This window comes from Shimia sp., from assembly GCF_039969785.1.
GTDB lineage: Bacteria > Pseudomonadota > Alphaproteobacteria > Rhodobacterales > Rhodobacteraceae > Shimia.
This window is the reverse complement of sequence record NZ_JBDVNC010000016.1, coordinates 112,088-130,300: the sequence shown is the minus strand read 5'-3', so window position 1 is coordinate 130,300 and position 18,213 is coordinate 112,088. Positions and strand designations below refer to the sequence as shown.

Annotated in this window: 25 protein-coding genes; 16 read left to right on the top strand and 9 right to left on the bottom strand. The window is 56.7% G+C overall.

The window, feature by feature from the left end; genetic code table 11:
* Positions 1-5: 5 nt before the first annotated feature.
* Entirely contained in the window at positions 6-755 is a 750-nt protein-coding gene (locus ABJI08_RS07305; protein ID WP_348401161.1) for a DUF3108 domain-containing protein, read from the bottom strand.
* Between the two features lie 35 nt (positions 756-790).
* On the opposite strand from ABJI08_RS07305, the gene meaB reads away from it, so the two are divergent.
* From meaB to ABJI08_RS07285, 4 genes are all read left to right on the top strand, one after another.
* Complete coding sequence (gene meaB / locus ABJI08_RS07300; RefSeq protein WP_348401160.1) at positions 791-1,774, top strand: methylmalonyl Co-A mutase-associated GTPase MeaB; 984 nt, start codon at positions 791-793, stop codon at positions 1,772-1,774.
* Positions 1,775-1,951: 177 nt separating this feature from the next.
* On the top strand, positions 1,952-2,242 hold the full coding sequence (gene rpmB / locus ABJI08_RS07295) for a 50S ribosomal protein L28 (RefSeq protein WP_348401159.1): 291 nt from the start codon (positions 1,952-1,954) through the stop codon (positions 2,240-2,242).
* 96 nt (positions 2,243-2,338) lie between these two features.
* Complete coding sequence (locus ABJI08_RS07290; RefSeq protein WP_348401158.1) at positions 2,339-2,695, top strand: hypothetical protein; 357 nt, start codon at positions 2,339-2,341, stop codon at positions 2,693-2,695.
* Between the two features lie 48 nt (positions 2,696-2,743).
* Entirely contained in the window at positions 2,744-3,229 is a 486-nt protein-coding gene (locus ABJI08_RS07285) for a copper chaperone PCu(A)C (protein ID WP_348401157.1), read from the top strand.
* Between the two features lie 135 nt (positions 3,230-3,364).
* On the opposite strand, the gene ABJI08_RS07280 is transcribed toward ABJI08_RS07285, so the two are convergent.
* Positions 3,365-4,066: an NAD-dependent deacylase gene (locus tag ABJI08_RS07280; RefSeq protein ID WP_348401156.1), complete on the bottom strand. Its 702-nt coding sequence runs from the start codon at positions 4,064-4,066 to the stop codon at positions 3,365-3,367.
* 117 nt (positions 4,067-4,183) lie between these two features.
* Here ABJI08_RS07280 and ABJI08_RS07275 point away from each other — a divergent pair, with 117 nt between their 5' ends.
* Entirely contained in the window at positions 4,184-4,627 is a 444-nt protein-coding gene (locus ABJI08_RS07275) for a low molecular weight protein-tyrosine-phosphatase (RefSeq protein WP_348401155.1), read from the top strand.
* Positions 4,628-4,643: 16 nt separating this feature from the next.
* Here ABJI08_RS07275 and ABJI08_RS07270 read toward each other — a convergent pair whose 3' ends face one another.
* From ABJI08_RS07270 to ABJI08_RS07260, 3 genes are all read right to left on the bottom strand, one after another.
* The gene (locus ABJI08_RS07270) at positions 4,644-5,615 is read right to left on the bottom strand and encodes a LysR family transcriptional regulator (protein ID WP_348401154.1); all 972 of its coding nucleotides are present in this window, start codon (positions 5,613-5,615) and stop codon (positions 4,644-4,646) included.
* 82 nt (positions 5,616-5,697) lie between these two features.
* Entirely contained in the window at positions 5,698-6,018 is a 321-nt protein-coding gene (locus tag ABJI08_RS07265; RefSeq protein WP_348401153.1) for a hypothetical protein, read from the bottom strand.
* A 103-nt stretch (positions 6,019-6,121) separates the two neighbouring features.
* A complete protein-coding gene (locus ABJI08_RS07260) occupies positions 6,122-6,496 on the bottom strand; it encodes a hypothetical protein (protein WP_348401152.1) in 375 nt (124 codons plus the stop codon).
* A 417-nt stretch (positions 6,497-6,913) separates the two neighbouring features.
* Between ABJI08_RS07260 and ABJI08_RS07255 the strand changes: the two genes are divergently transcribed.
* The 7 genes from ABJI08_RS07255 (at position 6,914) to ABJI08_RS07225 (ending at position 10,017) form a co-directional block, all read left to right on the top strand.
* Entirely contained in the window at positions 6,914-7,234 is a 321-nt protein-coding gene (locus ABJI08_RS07255) for an antibiotic biosynthesis monooxygenase family protein (protein WP_348401151.1), read from the top strand.
* Positions 7,235-7,313: 79 nt separating this feature from the next.
* The gene (locus tag ABJI08_RS07250; protein ID WP_348401150.1) at positions 7,314-7,721 is read left to right on the top strand and encodes a universal stress protein; all 408 of its coding nucleotides are present in this window, start codon (positions 7,314-7,316) and stop codon (positions 7,719-7,721) included.
* Positions 7,722-7,751: 30 nt separating this feature from the next.
* Positions 7,752-8,159, top strand: a complete 408-nt coding sequence (locus ABJI08_RS07245) for a universal stress protein (protein ID WP_348401149.1) — start codon at positions 7,752-7,754, stop codon at positions 8,157-8,159.
* A gap of 15 nt (positions 8,160-8,174) precedes the next feature.
* The gene (locus ABJI08_RS07240) at positions 8,175-8,672 is read left to right on the top strand and encodes a hypothetical protein (RefSeq protein WP_348401148.1); all 498 of its coding nucleotides are present in this window, start codon (positions 8,175-8,177) and stop codon (positions 8,670-8,672) included.
* A 27-nt stretch (positions 8,673-8,699) separates the two neighbouring features.
* On the top strand, positions 8,700-9,515 hold the full coding sequence (locus ABJI08_RS07235) for a sugar phosphate isomerase/epimerase family protein (RefSeq protein WP_348401147.1): 816 nt from the start codon (positions 8,700-8,702) through the stop codon (positions 9,513-9,515).
* An 11-nt stretch (positions 9,516-9,526) separates the two neighbouring features.
* Complete coding sequence (locus tag ABJI08_RS07230; RefSeq protein WP_348401146.1) at positions 9,527-9,688, top strand: hypothetical protein; 162 nt, start codon at positions 9,527-9,529, stop codon at positions 9,686-9,688.
* Between the two features lie 41 nt (positions 9,689-9,729).
* On the top strand, positions 9,730-10,017 hold the full coding sequence (locus ABJI08_RS07225) for a hypothetical protein (RefSeq protein WP_348401145.1): 288 nt from the start codon (positions 9,730-9,732) through the stop codon (positions 10,015-10,017).
* A gap of 125 nt (positions 10,018-10,142) precedes the next feature.
* On the opposite strand, the gene ABJI08_RS07220 is transcribed toward ABJI08_RS07225, so the two are convergent.
* The 4 genes from ABJI08_RS07220 to uvrB form a co-directional block, all read right to left on the bottom strand.
* Complete coding sequence (locus tag ABJI08_RS07220; protein WP_348401144.1) at positions 10,143-10,571, bottom strand: hypothetical protein; 429 nt, start codon at positions 10,569-10,571, stop codon at positions 10,143-10,145.
* Positions 10,571-10,834 (bottom strand): hypothetical protein, encoded by a 264-nt coding sequence (locus ABJI08_RS07215; protein WP_348401143.1) that lies wholly within the window; start codon positions 10,832-10,834, stop codon positions 10,571-10,573. Before ABJI08_RS07215 ends, ABJI08_RS07220 begins: the two co-directional genes overlap by 1 nt.
* Positions 10,835-10,980: 146 nt before the next feature.
* On the bottom strand, positions 10,981-11,676 hold the full coding sequence (locus ABJI08_RS07210; RefSeq protein WP_348401142.1) for a hypothetical protein: 696 nt from the start codon (positions 11,674-11,676) through the stop codon (positions 10,981-10,983).
* Positions 11,677-11,803: 127 nt separating this feature from the next.
* Positions 11,804-13,990: an excinuclease ABC subunit UvrB gene (uvrB, locus tag ABJI08_RS07205; RefSeq protein WP_348401319.1), complete on the bottom strand. Its 2,187-nt coding sequence runs from the start codon at positions 13,988-13,990 to the stop codon at positions 11,804-11,806.
* 605 nt (positions 13,991-14,595) lie between these two features.
* Between uvrB and ABJI08_RS07200 the strand changes: the two genes are divergently transcribed.
* From ABJI08_RS07200 to hpaE, 4 genes are all read left to right on the top strand, one after another.
* Positions 14,596-14,907, top strand: coding sequence for an ETC complex I subunit (locus ABJI08_RS07200; RefSeq protein WP_348401141.1), 312 nt, complete (start codon positions 14,596-14,598; stop codon positions 14,905-14,907).
* A gap of 130 nt (positions 14,908-15,037) precedes the next feature.
* Positions 15,038-15,538 carry a toxin-activating lysine-acyltransferase gene (locus tag ABJI08_RS07195; RefSeq protein ID WP_348401140.1) on the top strand — a complete coding sequence of 167 codons (501 nt, stop codon included), beginning with the start codon at positions 15,038-15,040 and terminating at the stop codon, positions 15,536-15,538.
* On the top strand, positions 15,538-16,491 hold the full coding sequence (locus ABJI08_RS07190) for a Hint domain-containing protein (protein WP_348401139.1): 954 nt from the start codon (positions 15,538-15,540) through the stop codon (positions 16,489-16,491). The genes ABJI08_RS07195 and ABJI08_RS07190 overlap by 1 nt, the downstream gene beginning before the upstream one ends.
* 191 nt (positions 16,492-16,682) lie before the next feature.
* Positions 16,683-18,191, top strand: coding sequence for a 5-carboxymethyl-2-hydroxymuconate semialdehyde dehydrogenase (gene hpaE, locus ABJI08_RS07185; protein WP_348401138.1), 1,509 nt, complete (start codon positions 16,683-16,685; stop codon positions 18,189-18,191).
* The last annotated feature ends 22 nt before the right edge of the window (positions 18,192-18,213 follow it).

The following is an 18,213-nucleotide window of genomic DNA, read 5'->3' as shown; positions in this document are numbered from 1 at the left end:
TCCAGTCAGTCCTGACGATAGAGGCTGGCCTTGCCGTGCCGGGTTTCGACCCGGATCGTCGTCGCGCGCCAGCCGGTTTCGCTGCGATCATAGCTGACCGAGATCGGTGAGGTTTTCATTTCGGCCAGCTCGTCGGCAGTATACCCTCCGATCCGGTCATATGTGCCGCTGCATGTCACGGCATCCTGGTCGCCGGTTCGGTTGGTCAGCGTGATGCGCACCAGCCGGGTGCCGTCAAACTGGGTTTGGTTCAGTCTGCACAGAGTGGCATCGGTTTTGTCCTTAAGGGACTGCCACATGACAGTCATGGGATCATGCGCGCCACGCAGAGCCTTTTCTGCAATCGGCACGGCGGGCGACTGGGCACCAGATGTTTTGACAGGTGCACGCCCTGAAAAATCCAGCCGGGTTTCCGAGACACGGCGTCCGGTATCAATTTCGCCTTCATAGGCAAGCGGGCGATACCCGGAAGACGTCACGCGCCCGCGCGACGACACGGTGAACCGAATACGACGCAATACCCCGGCAAGGCCGGTGGTGCGAAAGCTGCCTGTGCCGGTGTATTGATCCGGGCTTTCTGATACGCTGAGCTTTAACTCACCAACTTTGATGCCAAATGCATGCACCGACCACGACTGGCCCTCGGCCCACACTGGCGTGGCGCTGCTCAGGGCTGCGGCACAGGGAAGCGAAAAACACAGAAAAATCCGAATGGCGGCCCGGCGGGCTGGACAAAGGTAATCGTGACGCGGCATGAACACTTTCCAACGGGATTGGACGGGGGACGGAAATGGACATCGCAGACTTACGCGACAGGATATTGAAACAGGACCGTCGCGCACTGGCAAGAGCGATCACGCTGGTCGAAAGCGCGCGCCCGGATCACCGCGCCATGGCGGCGGAGCTTTTGGAATTGCTGCGGGGCGCGGGGCGTCAGGCGCAGCGCATTGGGCTTTCCGGGACGCCCGGAGTTGGAAAATCCACATTCATCGAGAGCTTTGGCATGATGCTGACCGGGCAGGGGCTTAGGGTCGCTGTTTTGGCAGTTGATCCGTCTTCGGCCCGCTCGGGCGGGTCAATTCTGGGCGACAAGACCCGCATGGAGCGGCTGAGTCGCGACCCCAACGCGTTTATCCGCCCGTCGCCAAGCCAGACCCATCTGGGCGGCGTTGCCCGGCGCACACGCGAGGCTGTGGCACTGTGCGAGGCATTTGGCTTTGACGTGGTGCTGATCGAGACGGTTGGGGTCGGGCAGTCAGAAACCGTCGTGGCAGAGATGTCGGACCTGTTTTTGTTGTTGCTGGCACCGGCGGGCGGGGACGAGTTGCAGGGTGTCAAACGCGGCATTATGGAAATGGCGGACATTATCCTGATCAATAAGGCAGATGGCGACCTGAAACCGACCGCCATTCGGACCTGTGCGGACTATGCCGGTGCATTGCGCTTGTTGCGCAAGCGGCCACAGGACCCGACCGGTTTTCCCAAAGCGATGACGGTGTCTGCCGTCGAGCAGGACGGGCTGGACACGGCCTGGGCGGAAATGGGCGCGCTGACCACGTGGCGACGGGACAATGGTCATTGGGATGCACGCCGTGTGGCGCAATCGGAGTATTGGTTTCACCAGGAGGTGCGGCAAGGCGTTCTGGCGTTGCTGGAAAAAGGCGCGGCCAAAGATGCAATCGACCGGTTGGGGCGCGATGTGAGTTCTGGCTCAATCACGCCTTCGGCTGCGGCTGACAAGGTTCTGGCACTGTTGAATGTGGATGCAACCTGAGGAAATTGTGGCCCGGGTCAAATATCGACCTGCCGGGGTGGAAAGCTTGGCTGAATCACTTGACGCCCCCCGCAATTCGGCCTAATGACGCCAAACGAAATTCCGGGCGCGGTCCAGACGGCGCCCATTTGCTTTGACGGGGCCGATCCCCGCTGACCGTAGAACGAGGATGTACCCATGTCACGCCGTTGCGAACTGACCGGAAAAGGCCCGATGACTGGCAACAATGTCAGCCACGCCAAAAACAGAACCAAGCGTCGTTTCCTGCCGAACCTGAACGATGTGACCCTGCAGTCCGAAGCTCTGGGACGTGGCGTTAAGCTGCGCATCTCGGCAGCGGCGCTGCGCTCGGTGGATCACCGGGGTGGCCTGGACGCGTTCATGGCCAAAGCCAAGGACACAGAACTGTCGTCCAACGCGTTGAAAGTTAAGAAAGAGATTGCCAAGGCACAGGCCGTAACTGCCTGATCTTGTTGATCTGACGATCTGATTGAACAGCCCGGCCCGCTTGCGGACCGGGCTGTTTCCATTTGCCGCGAGACATTGGTCTGGGCCTGTGTCTATATGCGGATGATGACGGTTCTGCGTAGATATTTTGCCGGTATTCTGGTGCTTGCGCTGGTCCTGACAGGGCACAGCATGGCCATTGCACGTGGCATGCCCGGATCTGCGGGATACGCCGAATATTGCATCGGCGAGACAGCAGTGATGGTGCCGGTCGACGGTCAGGGAAATCCCACCGGTCCGGCGCATATTTGCCCTGACTTTGGCCTGTCGCTTTTAGATTGGGTGGCTGAGGCGACGATCACGGCCCGCCCGGTTTCTGACGCCGCATCCCGAATCGAGATGTGGCACGATGTTTCAGCGCATGTTGTGCGCGCCGTTACCGCGTCTGCCCGCGCACCGCCGGTTCATTTGTAAGTTCCTAAAACCAAACAAAACTTACAAATATCTGAACTGGAAATACAAATGTCCCTGAAAACTTTCTCATTGGCGGCTGTGACCGCTATGGCTTTTGCTTTGCCTGCCGTTGCAGACAGCATTATCGCGGTAGATGACCCTTATGCGCGTGTCTCGACCAGCATGTCGAAATCCGGCGCTGCTTTTATGGTGATCGAAAACACCGGCGACGAAGCCGATCGTTTGATCGATGTAAAATCCGACATTGCCAAACGTGTGGAGTTGCACACGCACAAGGACGACGGCCACGGCAATATGTCCATGATCCATGTCGAAGAAGGATTTGAAATTCCGGCTGGCGGCAAGCACATGCTGATGCGTGGCAGTGATCACGTGATGTTCATGGGGCTGGCGCATGGTCTGGAACATGGCGATGTGGTCAATGTGACGCTGGTGTTTGAAAAGGCAGGCGAAGTTGCGCTGGAGATTCCGGTGGATCTGGAACGCAAGGCCGACCACAGCATGAAGCATGGCGAGATGAAGGTCAGCGAATAATCGGATTCGGGACGCTCCTGACGCGTCCTGAGCTGAGCGTTTCGTCTTGGGCCACCCCTAAAAGTTGGGGTGGCCGTCGCCGAAGCCGCGAAAAAGACGGGCCTTGAGGGCCCGTTTTTTCATGGGCGCCTCTGGCTAGGTGTGGCGATCAAGTTCAGAGCGTACCCAGTCTGGCACAGTCTGTGTTGCGGCCCCAAAACGCGTTTCGGCAAAATCTGAGACAGTCGCCGAGGGCGCGAGATTTATTTCGATGGTATGAGCGCCGTGTTGCGCGGCCTCCTGAACAAACGCCGCTGCCGGGTAGACTTCGCCCGATGTGCCGATGGCCGCAAACAGATCTGCGTCGGTCAGATGGCCCCAGATTGTGTCCATGTGATAAGGGATTTCGCCAAACCAGACCACGTCAGGGCGTGTGGCAAGGGCCTGACAGGTGGGGCAGGCATCTGACGTGTGCATAACGTCCGGCGCCCGCCAGCGTGCGCCACAGCCGCCACAAAGCGCCCCGGCCAGCGCGCCGTGCATGTGGATCACGTTGCGCGATCCTGCCATCTCATGCAGCCCATCCACGTTCTGGGTGACAATGACCACTTCGCCTTGATGCGCGTCCTCAAGTTGGGCCAAGGCAGTATGCGCCGCGTTGGGGCGGGCTTGAGCCGCATGCGTGCGGCGGGCATTATAAAACTCGTGAACAAGGTCGGGGTTGCGCGCGAACCCTTCGGGTGTTGCCACATCTTCGAGCCTGTGACGTGTCCAAAGACCATCCGTATCACGAAACGTCCCAAGCCCGCTTTCGGCGCTGATACCCGCGCCTGTGAGGATAACGATTTTATCAGTCATGCAGGGGCCTGTGTTTGAGAGTGGGCAGTGTTGCAGGGCCAGGTGTTGCGAGCAAGAGAGGGTTGACCCGAGCGATATGCGCGCCAAGAAAGGGCGCGACGGGGAAGGGAACGCGCGATGAAGGTTTTGTTTGTTTGTCTGGGGAACATATGCCGGTCACCAACGGCAGAAGGCGTGTTTCGCGATCTGGCGCCTGAGGCAAAGACAGACAGCGCAGGGACCAGCAACTGGCACGCAGGCGATCCGCCTTATGGGCCGATGCAGGCCGCCGCCAGCGCGCGCGGATATGATCTGTCGGATTTGCGGGCACGTCAGTTTGTGCGGGCGGATTTTGAGCGGTTTGATCTGATAGTGGCGATGGACGAAAATAACCGACGCGACATTGAGCATCTGCGTCCGGCAGGCAATTCAACGCCTGTGCGCGTGTTCACGGACTTTGCACCACAGACCGGTGCAACAGAGGTGCCTGATCCATATTACACCCGCGAATTTGATGGGGCGCTTGATCTGGTAGAGGCATGTGCTGCAGGGTTGGTCATCGCGCTGAAGGACAGACGCTGATTTCAATAACTGAAAATCAATGCTCGTCTTCCAGGACGCGAAACTCTCCTTCCAGCCATGGAAACCGGTCTATGGCAGGAGAAATCATAAGCTGCTGAAGCAGGCTGCGCACGGTCTGGGCGACATCGCGGGGCACCGAGTCGGCCCAGTCTGCATTGGCGAACAGCGAAATGTTGCGACTGAAAGGCTGAATGGGCAGTGGGTGTACATTGACCCGCTCATGAAAGCGGGCGGCCCTGAGATAGCTGAGCGGTGTGGTAATGGCCCATCCGATGCCGCGCGATACCATGGCCAGCAAGGTCGGATTGGACCCGATTTCGAATCGGTTTTCAAAAGTCAGGTTCAGGCGGCTCAGATGGGCTTCGATCTGGCGCGAAATCAGCTGTTCCTGATCGTATCTCAGCATCGGCAAGGCATTAAGATCATCCAGTTGCAACGTGCCGTTGGTTGTCATTTCCGCAGGCGTCACCAGAATGAAAGGGTCCCGCGCCAGAGGGTATTCGACCACACCGGGCAAGACTTCACCGGTCGAAGCCGCGACGCCCAAATGCAGGCTGCGATCCTGCAGGGCGCGGGTTACTTCGTGACTGGGGGCAGTCACCAGCTTGAACTGGCAGCGCGACATTGACTTGGCCAGGGTGGTGACAAGTCGTGGTGTCAGGTCATTGTCAAAATCGTCGATGATACCCATGCTCATTTGCGTCAGGTGGGTCAGATCCATCACGCTGAGTTCGGATTGGGCGAGGCGCAGTTGCGACAGAACGGCAGTCGCCCTTGCGAGATAGGAACGTCCGGCTGAGGTGAGTTGCATGGGGCGTTTGCCATGATCCAAAAGTTGGGTACCGAGTGCTGTTTCCAGATTTTTTATCTGCTGTGACACAGCCGGTTGAGACAAGCCTGTTGCCTCGGCCGCCCGCGCAACGGACCCGGACGCGGCCAGAGCTTCGAAAACCTCAAGGCCGCGGATTGTGACACCCTTAATCATCATGAATTATTCCCGCCAGATTTACCTTTTGTGAATTTGAGGCGCGTTCGGGTCAAGGGAATTATGTTTCGATACGGTTAACAAGTCACCGCAGGTGACCACAGGACGCCGCCACTACTGACCCGAATTCCTTGTAGCGCAGCCAGAATTTTTCATGGCTGGAGCGATCAGACTGGCGAATTACCTGAGCTTTGTGGGGTTCCGAGAAAAATGTTGCTGCCATCTTTTGATCAGTGCGGGACAGGTTTTGATTTGCGACCTGTTGAATGCACCGGCACATGCTGCGGGTCGCGGCAGGGCGGTCAGATCGCAGGCATGCCCGCGACATCGTGCTGGCCTCGGCCATTGTCGAAAAGAGTGGAATCGTCACAACGCCGATCAGCGCCGCGCAAATTAGTTTGGTCATGGTCTGCCTCATATTGCGGCGGTGGCGCCCGTGTTTTCACGGTGTCATCCATCGTCGATCGTGGGGTGTTTATGCCCAATGCGGCGGTGAATTTCAATCCGGTTCAGAATAGCAGCCATATGCCCAGCTTGAATTTCGCGGGATTGTTACCGGCGTGAATAACTTCTGCCGTCAAAAACACCTGTTCGATAATCTGGAAAGCGTAGCCCGCTGAGATTGTGAACAACGCAGACGAATCGGATTCTTTTTCGGCCGTCGCTTTGAGCGTAATTTTGCCTTTGGGCGGAATTGTCAGGCCAACAGTTGTTTCCAGTTTCGAGATCGAACGGCTCAGGCTGGGCACATAGGTCAGCGTTGCATCGACCGACGCCCAGCCATCAAGATCGCTGAGTTTGAAATTTCGTCCCCAGCTTAGCCTGGGCCGGATGGCAAAGGCTGTTCCTACACCTGTGATCTGGGAGCCAATGCCGATTTCCACGACGCCCCTGTTGCGTTCGCTTTGCCAAAGCCTGGTGCGCCAGAACCCAAAAGCCTTGGAATACCCGAGCGAATTGGCGCCGACATCAAGCCCGAGCGTCCATTGCGGATGTGCGCCATATTCATAGTAAAGCTAGCTGTAAGCTTGCGAGCGCAAGTCAGGATCAAATGGGGGTTCCACAGCAAACGCAAGGAACTGGTCACCAATTGGGTGCAACCAGGGGTCCTGCAAATGCATGAGTTGATAAATGAATTAAGGAAAATCGCGTAAGAGGTCGAATGTACCATAGCATGCCTCGGTTCAAGCATTTGGCACATATGGTAAATAAGAGGTTAATACCGGGAGAAAGTCATTATGCGAAACCAGTAGCCAGTGTCACCGGGCGTGGTCTAAGCTGAGCAGAGCAAGGAGGACACAATGCCTAGAATTTCCGATGACACGCAACTTCAGACAGTGATTACAACCTTTGAAATGAGCCCCGGAACTTGTCAGGATTTACTGGATGCCCTGGCCGATGCGTATGAGGTCTTCATTTCAAAACAACCGGGCTTCATTGGTTCCGGATTGCATGTGAATGATGCACAAACACGCATCGCAAACTATTCCCAATGGGAACGCCGAGAAGATTTCCAAGCCATGTTGCGCACAGAAGAAATGCGCAAACGCAATCGCCAGTTTAACCAGCTTTGTCGTAGTTTTGAGCCGGTGATGTACGACGTTGCGGCGTCGTTCAACTGAAACGGCTCAGACTGACCTGAATCAAGGCCAATCCCCGATGGAACACGTAATGTAAGCATACCCGATAAGGAGCGGTCGCATGTACAGACACATTCTCATCCCTGTGTCATTTGACGATGACAGGAATGCCGAAATGTCAGTGGCGGTGGCACGTCGTCTGGCGGATCCAGAGACCCGTGTCACGATGATTCACGTTATGGAACAGGTTCCAAAATACGTGATCAACTATATCCCCGAAGGGTTTCACGACGAAGCCAAGACGGCGATTGTCGACAGCCTTGTTACGTTGGGGGCAGATTTGCCCAATGCACAAGGGGTCGTGATCGAGGGACATGCAGGACGGTCCATTTTGGAGTGGGCCGAAGACAACGAAGTAGAATGTGTTGTCATCGCGTCGCATCGACCGGGTATGCAAGACTATTTTCTGGGCAGCACAGCCTCGCAGGTTGTGCGCCACGCACGGTGCGCGGTGCACGTTGTGAGGTGACGCGTCCAAAACAGGTAAGGAGACCTTGAGATGTACAAGACATTGTTGGTGCCAGTGGCGTCTGATCACGATCCGAAAACTGAAAATGCCATGAAAGTGGCGCGTTTGCTGTGTGATGAAGGGGGCAAAATCACTGTTTTGACCGTGTTAGAGGCCGTGCCGGAGTTTATTTTGACCCAGCTGCCAGAGGGGCAGATGGAGCATAATCGCAAAGAATTGCAAACCGGGCTTGCCGAGGACTTTGCAGGCGCGCAGGATGTCGATATCGTTGTGATTTCAGGTCACGCGGGCCGTACGATTGTTGACTATGCCGAAGAACAGGGGATTGACTGTATCGTCATGAACTCGCATCGTCCTGACTTGTCAGACTATTTTCTGGGAAGCACTGCTGCGAGAGTTGTTCGCCATGCACAATGTGCGGTGCATGTGCTGAGGTAAAGTTAGGAGAAAATCATGCGAGCCGCGATCTTGAGTACGTTTTTGGGATTGGGGCTTGCGGTCATGATTGGCCCGGCGATGGCCGAGGATGACGGTAGCTTGTCTGAAATTCAAGTGCAGCGGGCGGTTAAAATTTTCACCGAGGGTGCCAGGGCGTGTGATGCAGCCCCAAAAGTTTACCGGGTTGATTGTTATCAGGTTGTATTTGGAAAGACGGCGCGCATTTTTGGAAAAGCGTCGGCTTACTGGGAGGCCGAAGTTGCATTGACACGTGTAAGCCGAAGCCTGTTCACATTCGTGCGTGGCCACACCGACAAAAACCTCGGCAAGGAAAAGATAAACGGTTCACGGATCAAAGCCGTGACCGAGGCTTCGCTGCCTGAGGCGCAGACACTTTATGTTGCCGCGGTTGATAAGGCGGCGGGTGTGTTGCGGGGCGGGACGGCTGTGGAAAACAGATATTTTGAGCCGATGGCCGATGCGGTCGAAGCTGTGCGAGACAAATTGAATTAACGACCAGTTTATTAAACAGAGGTACGCATGAGTGATCTTCCTGTCATCGGGGCTCAGCTGACTGTGCTGGATCTCGACAAGCACCGGGATTGGGTGTTTGAAAAAAACCGCGATCTGGAATTGCCGGAATTTTGCATGGCCGACATCCTGCGCGCGCCGGATGTGTTTATAGATATGGCCAAGTCGCGGCTGGATGGATGGACCGGGCGGCTGGGCATTCACGGGCCATTTACCGGCTTTGAAATTGATACCAAAGATCGCGACATGCGCGCCGTGGTGCAGGCCCGTCTGGATCAGGCGCTGAATGTATGCGAGTCGCTTGGCGCGGTGCAGATGGTCATTCATTCCCCGTTTGATCTGTGGGACAAACACAATTTTGGCAATGGCCCCAAAGACCTGGACAAGCGCATCGCGCAAATCTTGGAAACGCTGGGACCTGCACTCAGACGGGCCGAAGGGTGCGGTGTCGTGATGGTGTTGGAAAACATCAAGGACATTGACCCGGCACATCGCGCGGCGGTGATTGACGCGGCAGGCAGCCCGGCGTTGCAATTGTCGGTGGATACAGGGCACGCGAACTGGGCGCATGTGATGGCGGGTGGCCCGCCACCGGACCGTTTTATCAGCGAAGCTGGGAACAGTCTGGCGCATGTGCATCTGCAGGATACGGACGGATATGCTGACCGGCATTGGCCTTTGGGCTGTGGCACAATTTCCTGGCATGCGGTTTTTGAAGCGCTCAAAGGCTGCAAATCTGATCCACATCTGATCGTCGAAATTAACGATTTTGACCGGGTCCAAGAGAGTGTCGCGCATCTGGAAAAGCTGGGTTTGGCACAATAACCGAGGCCAAAATGCACGTCGGCAGCGCGTCGGTATTGCGTCGGTATGGCATCGTTCAGGGGGTCTCTCAGAATTTGCTGACGCATACGCCAAACGTTGCAAAGGTCAGCTTTTGCGACACGTTAACGGGGCGCAGCAAATATGGTACAGTGTCATCGGCGCCAATTGAATAGGGCGCACATCGGCGCGTTTGCGCGACATTGGAGGAAAAGACATGTTTGCAAGGATTACTCAGTACAAAATGAAACCCGGCTCGCGCGAGGCCGCCACGGCCAAGCTGGAAACGGTGCGCGATCAGATTATGGGCATGCCAGGAATTATCAGCTTTACGAATGTGATGAACGAAGATGGCAGCGGCTGTGTGGTCTCGGTTGTGGACAGTCAGGAAAGCTCGGACGCAAATGCGCCGCGCGTTGCCGAGATATGGGGCGCGTTTGCGGAATACCTTGAAGGGCCGCCAACGCCCGTGGGCTATGACGTGATCGCGCATTGGAGTAACTGATTAGGGTCAAACATATCGACCGGGTGGGGGCGGCTGTTGGTCGCCCTTTTTCATGGGCTGCTGCCGATCTGACCTGTCGCAACGAGCGAAAACGCGGTGGGGTTTCAGAGGCGTCTGAGATCGTTTCAGGACAGTTGCGCCGGGGCGCATGCGCGGAATGTGCGTACCTCGGGCGCGGCGCCGTCGAGCGGGAATTGCAGAATGCGGTTTTGGGTCAGGGCGACGGCGGTGTCGTTAAATTCCAACCCGTCAAGCACATTGCCAAATCCGGTATCTGCGGTGCTGAGCGCGGTGGCGTCGCCTGAGAGCGTGTGACGCGAAGTGGCAATTTCAATCGGGGTCGGGCCGTCAAACCGCATGGCAAACCACAGTGACGGCGCCCAAGAGTCCTGCGCCAATGTGATGGTGAGGCTGTAGAGTGGTTTGGCCGGATCGTAGGTCAGGAAAATATTGGCCGCTTCCGTGTCATGAGACAGCGTACAAATCGCACCCACCGTGGCCTGCCATGCCTGCGCAGGTGTGGCGAGCATGAGGGCCAGCAACAGCGCGCGCATCAGACCAAACCGGGCAATGTGAGAAACGCCAGCAGGATGGCCGGTGCCAGCACTAGCGCAAGCGCCCATTTGGGGGCCTTGTTCCGATAGGTGAGGATCAGGGCCGGGATCACAAAGATCGACGTGACGAGTATGCCAACAGTAAGAAACCCCAGCGCCATGCCCCGCCCGGCGGCATCCATCGACCCGGTGGCTGTGTCAAACCACGCCCAAGCGAAGAAGAAGGCATAGGCGAGGGAGAGGATGTAGACGGGGCGTTTCATGGCGGTGAGGGTAAGGGAATTGGGGATATGTGTCGACCGCTTGCCTCACACACCCTACGAGACGCAGAGCATTTCGCGCGCACCCGACCCGCTCCGAGGGGCAGGCGATCCGATTGGTGTCTTTGCGGCGATTTCTATTGAAGCGGTCACGAATCAGAACAAACGTAATACGCTCCGCCGACCGCGACCGCAGCGATCGCGGCGGCGGTAACTGTGACCGGCGCCGTTAGAACAGAGAGGCCGGTCGCCCCAACGGTTCCCAATGTGCCTGCAATATATCCGCTGGAACCGGTCAAGATTACGGCGCCAGAACTATGCGCCACCGCGGTTACGCCAATTCCGCTGGTGCCAAGGGCAGCCGCCCCTGTCGCACCAGCAGCGAGTCCTGTCGCGCTCATGACAACACCCTTCGCTTCCTTGAAGTTTTCGCAGAAGGTTTTGTTGCTCTTGCAAGTCAGGAATGCGTCGCGTTTGTCTTTCGCAAATCCGACATAGGTCTCGGACTTCGAGTCGAACACCAAACAGTAGTCCTCTCGGTCGTCGGCAGCGAGATGTGGCGTGAAGTGTTTCAATACTACTGCGGAAGGACACGTCTGATTGCCAATCAACCAATCTCGCGCATCATCAGCTTTTTCCCATGACTCAAAATCTACACCTCGGATTGTTATGAGGAAGTCCTCACGCCATGTGTATTCCGAGTAATACAGCTCTGATGGGGTGTAGTGAAATTGCTGTTCGACGTCTGCAACCGAAGCGATACATTCAACTTTTTCCGCTGAAGATGGCGTAGAAAGCAGCGCAACTGATATGAGTGCTACAGTTCCGATAATGAGGTTTTTCATGCTAATTTACCTACTTTGGGTGAATCTAGGTCTAGTCAGGAAAATAAGCATTGTCGGATGATCACGCTTTGGAATTTGCGCCAGTTTCTTAGGAAAATGCGCCTTTGGCGGCGAGCTCAAGAAACGACTACCGCCCCCGCCGCCGCACATTCCCCCCACGCTGCCCCGGTCGGCCTGCTGTTGAGCGGCCCTTGCCTTTCACGGCTTTTTCGGCGGCGGCTTCGACCGCGTATTGCCGCGCCATGGGGTCATCCGCGATGGCCAGATCAACCGCTTCCAGCCGCTTGACTTCGTCGCGCAGGCGGGCGGCTTCTTCGAATTCGAGGTTCTCTGCCGCTTTGCGCATGTCGCTGCGCAGACCGTCCAGAACAGCCTCAAGATTGCCGCCATGCAGCGGTTTGTCGATTTTGGCGGTCACACGGGACATGTCCGTGTCGCCTTTGTAGAGACCGGACAGCACGTCCTCGACGTTTTTCTTGACCGTGGCGGGTGTGATGCCGTGTTCTTCGTTATAGGCGACCTGTTTGGCGCGGCGGCGGTCGGTTTCACCAAGCGCGCGCTCCATCGAGCCGGTGATGCGGTCGGCATACATGATCACGCGGCCTTCGGCGTTGCGCGCGGCGCGGCCAATGGTTTGCACCAGCGAGGTTTCCGAGCGCAGGAAGCCTTCTTTATCAGCGTCCAGAATGGCGACGAGGCCGCATTCGGGAATATCCAGACCTTCGCGCAACAGGTTGATGCCGATCAGCACGTCAAACGCGCCAAGGCGCAGATCGCGCAGGATCTCGATGCGTTCCAGCGTGTCGATGTCGGAATGCATGTAGCGCACCCTGATGCCCTGTTCGTGCATGTATTCGGTCAGATCCTCGGCCATGCGTTTGGTGAGTGTGGTGACAAGGGTGCGGAAACCATCCGCCGTGACTTTGCGCACTTCGTCCAGCAGATCGTCGACCTGCATTTCAACCGGACGGATTTCAACCTGAGGGTCAATCAGGCCGGTGGGGCGGATCACCTGTTCCACAAAGACACCGCCGGTCTGTTCAATCTCCCATTTGGCGGGGGTGGCCGAGACAAACACGGATTGCGGGCGCATGGCGTCCCATTCCTCGAATTTGAGCGGGCGGTTGTCCATACAAGAGGGCAGGCGGAAGCCGTGTTCGGCCAGCGTGAATTTGCGCCGGTAGTCGCCTTTGTACATGCCGCCGATCTGGGGCACGGAGACGTGGGATTCATCGGCAAAGACAATGGCGTTGTCGGGGATGAATTCGAACAGGGTGGGGGGCGGTTCGCCGGGGGCGCGGCCTGTCAGGTAGCGGGAATAGTTTTCGATGCCGTTGCAGACGCCGGTCGCCTCAAGCATTTCCACATCAAAGTTGGTGCGCTGTTCAAGGCGCTGGGCTTCGAGCAGTTTGCCTTCGTCCACCAGTTGATCAAGACGGGTGCGCAGCTCTTTCTTGATGCTGATAATCGCCTGCTGCATCGTTGGCTTGGGCGTCACATAGTGCGAGTTTGCATAGACGCGGACCTGTTCGAACGTGTCGGTCTTTTCGCCGGTCAGGGGGTCAAATTCGGTGATGCCTTCCAGCTCTTCGCCAAAGAAGGACAGACGCCATGCGCGGTCTTCAAGGTGGGCCGGGAAGATTTCAAGGCTGTCCCCACGCACCCGGAACGAGCCGCGCTGAAACGCCTGATCGTTGCGTTTGTATTGCTGGGCAACGAGATCGGCCATGACCTTGCGCTGATCATATTCCTGACCCGCCTTGAGATCGAGCGTCATGGCACCGTAGGTTTCGACCGACCCAATGCCGTAGATACAGGACACAGAGGCCACGATGATGACGTCATCCCGTTCCAGCAGGGCGCGTGTGGCCGAGTGGCGCATGCGGTCGATCTGTTCGTTGATCTGGGATTCTTTTTCTATGTAGGTGTCAGAGCGCGCAACATAGGCCTCGGGTTGGTAGTAGTCATAAAAGCTGACGAAATATTCGACCGAGTTTTCCGGAAAGAACCCCTTCATTTCGCCATAAAGCTGCGCCGCTAGGGTTTTGTTGGGGGCAAGGATGATGGCCGGGCGCTGGGTTTCTTCGATCACCTTGGCCATGGTGAAGGTTTTGCCGGTGCCCGTGGCACCCAGCAACACCTGATCACGTTCGCCGTCATTGACGCCCTGGGTCAGTTCCCGGATCGCAGTGGGCTGGTCGCCTGCGGGATCAAATTCCGTGTGCATGACAATTCTGCGCCCACCTTCGAGTTTGGGGCGTGTCTTTACGTCTGGTGCGGGCGTATTCAGGATCGGCGCGTGAGCAGCATCCATCATGGGTGAGTCCTTTCAGTTGCACCTAGATTTGATCTCTTTTTGTTCTTGTTCAAGTCTGATTGTGCCAACTCAGCGTCGGAAAATGCTGACATCGCGTGCGAAAGTGTCAAACCGCGTCTTACTCAGATCGTTTGCATACATCGATTCGGCAAAATCTGGCGGCAATCCGCCTAAAAATTGTGCGGTGAATGCTGCAGAGCGGAAAGTTGATCGTGCAGTTGCGGCAAAAGTGCAACAACAATGTTCGCAAAAATGCCAAAAATCGGGAAGTTTACCCAGGGGAAGCTGGCTGGTAGTCTGAATTGGTAAGTGTAGCTGTCCGGTTTCGCAATTTTCACAAAATTCTCGTGGTTATCTCGCAATTAAGAAATACCATACTTGATTAAAGTGTCAGCCAGTCTGTATCTTTGGTGTGCAAGCAGCAGACTTGGTCGCCGAGGCGAACCGCATTTTACACCCCTCGCTCCCCGTGGTTTGATTGGCGGCCAAGGCTGCTTGCAAGCGCTCCCAAAAAGTTAACAGGCGACATTCCCTTGCGGCAAAGAGCCTCTTGCTCAGGCCGCGAGAATCCGGGATAAAGCACCAGAGCCAAGGAGAGTGCGATGATTGCCCGTATCTATCAGCCCGCCCGCACAGCGATGTCGTCTGGTGCCGCCAAGACCAAAATCTGGATTTTGGAGTATGGCCCGTCGCAAGCGCGCAACATTGACCCTTTGATGGGCTGGACCGGGTCCGGCGATACACAAAGTCAGGTTAAATTGCGTTTTGAGACCAAAGACGCCGCGTTAGATTTTGCGCGCGAAAAGGGTATTGATGCGCAAGTCGTAGAGCCCAACAAACGCAAGCCCAACATTCGCGCGGGTGGTTATGGTGAGAACTTTGCCACCAATCGCAAAGGTGCTTGGACACACTGACCCCGTCACGGGAGCTGGTTTGGCCTGTCCTTTGGGCGGGCCATTTGCCTTTTTGACATCTTAAGGTTGATCGCTTAACCTGTTGCCACGAGACCCCGGATAAACCGGGGCTGGCAAATATATTGAGCAGATGTCGCAAATCGACACCAAAAGAGACGTTGGCCCGACCGACGCTGAGCTGCTTTCCATTGGGAAGCTGCATTTCCTTGCGAGTTTTTGCCCTTTGCACCGCCGCATGCCTGCACTGGGCCTGGCGCGCGTGTTTTATCCAGCATTGAACAACAGCTGCGTGCGGTTTTTCGAAAACGAGGCAGGCAAAACAGCGGCTGCGTTGATCTGGGCGCGGTTGTCCGACGACGTGTCCGGGGATTTGACGCAAGCGGGCCGCATTCCAACTGAGGATGAGTGGGTCAGCGGGTCGCGGCTTTGGTTTCTGGATTTGATTGCGCCATTTGGGCATGGCCAGATGGTGGCGCGCAGTATCGCGCGTAATCCGCCAAAGGAACCGTTTTGGTTTGCGCGGCTGGATGGCAACGGCAAGCTGCGCAAAGTTGTCCGCGGGGATGCCTCGGCACCAATGGGGCAGCGTGTCGCAACGCAGTTTGGGTCAGATCCGGGCAGGGCGGTCTGATGGGCATACCTATTGCAGATACCGGCGAAGTCACCGAGGACAGCGGTGTCGTTGGTGGGTTTCTGAGCGCTAGCGGAGATGTGGATTATTTAATCGGCGATGATTCCGGCGAGTGGACAGCCGAGACCATAGCCGGGGCGTATGGGGGCGAGTTGATCATCGATGACGATGGCGTCTGGATCTATACCGCTCTGAATGACCATCCGGCGATTGCGGCGCTGAACACAGGTGACACGTTGACTGAGGTGTTCACCGTTACCTCCGATAATGGCACAACGACGATCACGATTACGATAAACGGCAACACGGACCCACCTTGTTTTGTGCGTGGAACGCTGATCGACACCCCCACCGGGGCGCGGGCGGTCGAAACGCTAAAGGCCGGCGATTTGGTTTTAACCCGGGATCAGGGCGCACAGCGCATCCGCTGGGTTGGTGCCAGCGCGGTCGACACACGCGACCCGGACCGCGCCCGACAACTGCGCCCCGTGCGCATTAAGGCAGGGGCGTTTGGGCCGGGAATACCCGCGCGTGATTTGTTGGTTTCACCGCAGCATCGCATTCTGATTGACATGCCGGATATGGCGTTGCTGTTCGGGCAATCAGAGGTGCTTTGTGCCGCGCAACATCTGGTGAATGATTTCACCATTGTTCAGGACCCCGGCGACCTTGTGATTTATCACCACCTTTTGTTCGATACGCATCAAATTCTTATGTCCTCTGGCTGTGCCAGTGAAAGCTTTTTCCCCGGGCAGGTGGGAATGGATCAGTTTCATCTGGACACCCGCGAAGAGCTGTTCACGCTTTTCCCGGAATTGCGCGTATTGCCCGAGAGTTATGGCCCATCCGTGCGCCAGGTTCTGCGTGGGTACGAGGCGCAGTTGGTGCGGGATCGGTTGTTGCCCGACATTGACGCCGTCGATGTCAATCCAGCCAGTACGCGTAGCTTCTGAGAATAATTCGCCCGACTTAAAGGCAATGATCTTTGAGTGTGTCCCTTTGGCCGCATTCCCGAAACTGGCCCGAATTCGCAGACATATTCAGGGATGTTGACAGGGGGGAAAGAAAATGCTTAACATGACAAGTAATATTGTGCTGGCTTGAAGGCGGGAAAACGCCGGATTGCCCACTGGGAGGATGGTTCATGACCGCACTTGAACAGAATATCGCGAAGCTAACTGGATTTCTGGGCCGCTTTCAGGACACTGGTATCAGAAACCGTATTGCCGGAAAAGACCGGCCCGGCGCGGGGGGCGTGTTTCAGACAGTTTCTCCGGTGGATAAATCGGTGATCTGTGATGTCGCCCGTGGCACCGAGGCAGATATCGATGCCGCAGCGACAGCGGCGGCGACAGCCTTTCCGGCGTGGCGCGACATGCCAGCGATTGAGCGGCGCAAGATTTTGTTGCGGGTTGCCGACGCGATTGAGGCGCGCGCCGAAGAGATTGCGCTGTGCGAATGTTGGGACACCGGCCAGACGTTGCGATTCATGTCCAAGGCAGCGCTGCGCGGGGCGGAAAATTTCCGCTACTTCGCGGATCAGGTGGTTCAGGCGCGCGACGGCCAGCATTTGCAGTCTCCAACCCTGATGAATATCACCACACGCAAACCCATTGGCCCGGTGGGGGTGATCACGCCGTGGAACACGCCCTTTATGCTGTCCACATGGAAAATCGCCCCAGCTCTGGCGGCGGGATGTACGGTGGTGCACAAACCGGCAGAGGATTCCCCGCTGAGCGCGCGTTTGCTGGTTGAGATTGCCGAAGAAGCCGGGTTGCCGCCCGGTGTGCTGAATACTGTGAACGGGTACGGGCATGATGCAGGCAAACGGCTGACCGAACACCCCGCGATCAAAGCGATTGCCTTTGTCGGAGAGAGCCGTACCGGTTCGACCATCACCAAACAGGGCGCAGATACGCTGAAACGCATGCATCTGGAACTGGGGGGCAAAAACCCGGTGATCGTGTTTGATGACGCTGATTTGGATCGCGCGCTGGATGCCGTGATTTTCATGATTTATTCGATCAACGGCGAACGCTGTACCTCGTCCTCTCGTCTTTTGGTGCAAGACACGATCCGCGAAGAATTTGAGGCGGGGCTGGTGGCGCGTGTGAACAACATCAAGGTGGGTCATCCGCTGGACCCGGCCACGGAAATCGGGCCGCTTGTCACCAAGGAACACTATGACAAAGTCACCAGCTATTTTGACATCGCCAAGGAAGACGGCGCGACAGTGGCCGCGGGTGGGGTCAAGGTTGGGGATAACGGATATTTCGTGCGTCCCACGCTTTTCACCAATGCTTCCAATGACATGCGTGTCGCACAGGAAGAGATTTTCGGCCCGGTTTTGACCTCGATTCCGTTTTCGACTGAAGACGAAGCCTTGGCGATGGCCAATGACACGCAATACGGTCTGACCGGCTATGTCTGGACCAATGATCTGACACGTGCGTTGCGGTTTACAGACAGTCTGGAAGCCGGAATGATCTGGGTGAATTCAGAAAACGTGCGCCATTTGCCGACCCCGTTTGGCGGTGTCAAAGCCAGCGGAATTGGGCGCGACGGCGGCGACTGGTCGTTTGAATTTTACATGGAACAAAAACACATCGGGTTTGCCACAGGTCAACACAAGATCATGCGTCTGGGGGCCTGACGCCGACCCGAAAGATGCGCGA

Coding starts and splice junctions, on each gene's coding strand:
- ABJI08_RS07195 (WP_348401140.1), top strand. CDS start 15,038: ATGTCGCAAATCGACACCAAAAGAGACGTTGGCCCGACCGACGCTGAG.
- ABJI08_RS07305 (WP_348401161.1), bottom strand. CDS start 755: ATGCCGCGTCACGATTACCTTTGTCCAGCCCGCCGGGCCGCCATTCGG.
- meaB (WP_348401160.1), top strand. CDS start 791: ATGGACATCGCAGACTTACGCGACAGGATATTGAAACAGGACCGTCGC.
- ABJI08_RS07225 (WP_348401145.1), top strand. CDS start 9,730: ATGTTTGCAAGGATTACTCAGTACAAAATGAAACCCGGCTCGCGCGAG.
- ABJI08_RS07285 (WP_348401157.1), top strand. CDS start 2,744: ATGTCCCTGAAAACTTTCTCATTGGCGGCTGTGACCGCTATGGCTTTT.
- ABJI08_RS07255 (WP_348401151.1), top strand. CDS start 6,914: ATGCCTAGAATTTCCGATGACACGCAACTTCAGACAGTGATTACAACC.
- ABJI08_RS07240 (WP_348401148.1), top strand. CDS start 8,175: ATGCGAGCCGCGATCTTGAGTACGTTTTTGGGATTGGGGCTTGCGGTC.
- ABJI08_RS07275 (WP_348401155.1), top strand. CDS start 4,184: ATGAAGGTTTTGTTTGTTTGTCTGGGGAACATATGCCGGTCACCAACG.
- ABJI08_RS07215 (WP_348401143.1), bottom strand. CDS start 10,834: ATGAAACGCCCCGTCTACATCCTCTCCCTCGCCTATGCCTTCTTCTTC.
- rpmB (WP_348401159.1), top strand. CDS start 1,952: ATGTCACGCCGTTGCGAACTGACCGGAAAAGGCCCGATGACTGGCAAC.
- ABJI08_RS07200 (WP_348401141.1), top strand. CDS start 14,596: ATGATTGCCCGTATCTATCAGCCCGCCCGCACAGCGATGTCGTCTGGT.
- ABJI08_RS07250 (WP_348401150.1), top strand. CDS start 7,314: ATGTACAGACACATTCTCATCCCTGTGTCATTTGACGATGACAGGAAT.
- ABJI08_RS07280 (WP_348401156.1), bottom strand. CDS start 4,066: ATGACTGATAAAATCGTTATCCTCACAGGCGCGGGTATCAGCGCCGAA.
- ABJI08_RS07220 (WP_348401144.1), bottom strand. CDS start 10,571: ATGCGCGCGCTGTTGCTGGCCCTCATGCTCGCCACACCTGCGCAGGCA.
- ABJI08_RS07210 (WP_348401142.1), bottom strand. CDS start 11,676: ATGAAAAACCTCATTATCGGAACTGTAGCACTCATATCAGTTGCGCTG.
- uvrB (WP_348401319.1), bottom strand. CDS start 13,990: ATGGATGCTGCTCACGCGCCGATCCTGAATACGCCCGCACCAGACGTA.
- ABJI08_RS07230 (WP_348401146.1), top strand. CDS start 9,527: ATGCACGTCGGCAGCGCGTCGGTATTGCGTCGGTATGGCATCGTTCAG.
- ABJI08_RS07270 (WP_348401154.1), bottom strand. CDS start 5,615: ATGATGATTAAGGGTGTCACAATCCGCGGCCTTGAGGTTTTCGAAGCT.
- ABJI08_RS07190 (WP_348401139.1), top strand. CDS start 15,538: ATGGGCATACCTATTGCAGATACCGGCGAAGTCACCGAGGACAGCGGT.
- ABJI08_RS07245 (WP_348401149.1), top strand. CDS start 7,752: ATGTACAAGACATTGTTGGTGCCAGTGGCGTCTGATCACGATCCGAAA.
- ABJI08_RS07290 (WP_348401158.1), top strand. CDS start 2,339: ATGCGGATGATGACGGTTCTGCGTAGATATTTTGCCGGTATTCTGGTG.
- hpaE (WP_348401138.1), top strand. CDS start 16,683: ATGACCGCACTTGAACAGAATATCGCGAAGCTAACTGGATTTCTGGGC.
- ABJI08_RS07235 (WP_348401147.1), top strand. CDS start 8,700: ATGAGTGATCTTCCTGTCATCGGGGCTCAGCTGACTGTGCTGGATCTC.
- ABJI08_RS07265 (WP_348401153.1), bottom strand. CDS start 6,018: ATGACCAAACTAATTTGCGCGGCGCTGATCGGCGTTGTGACGATTCCA.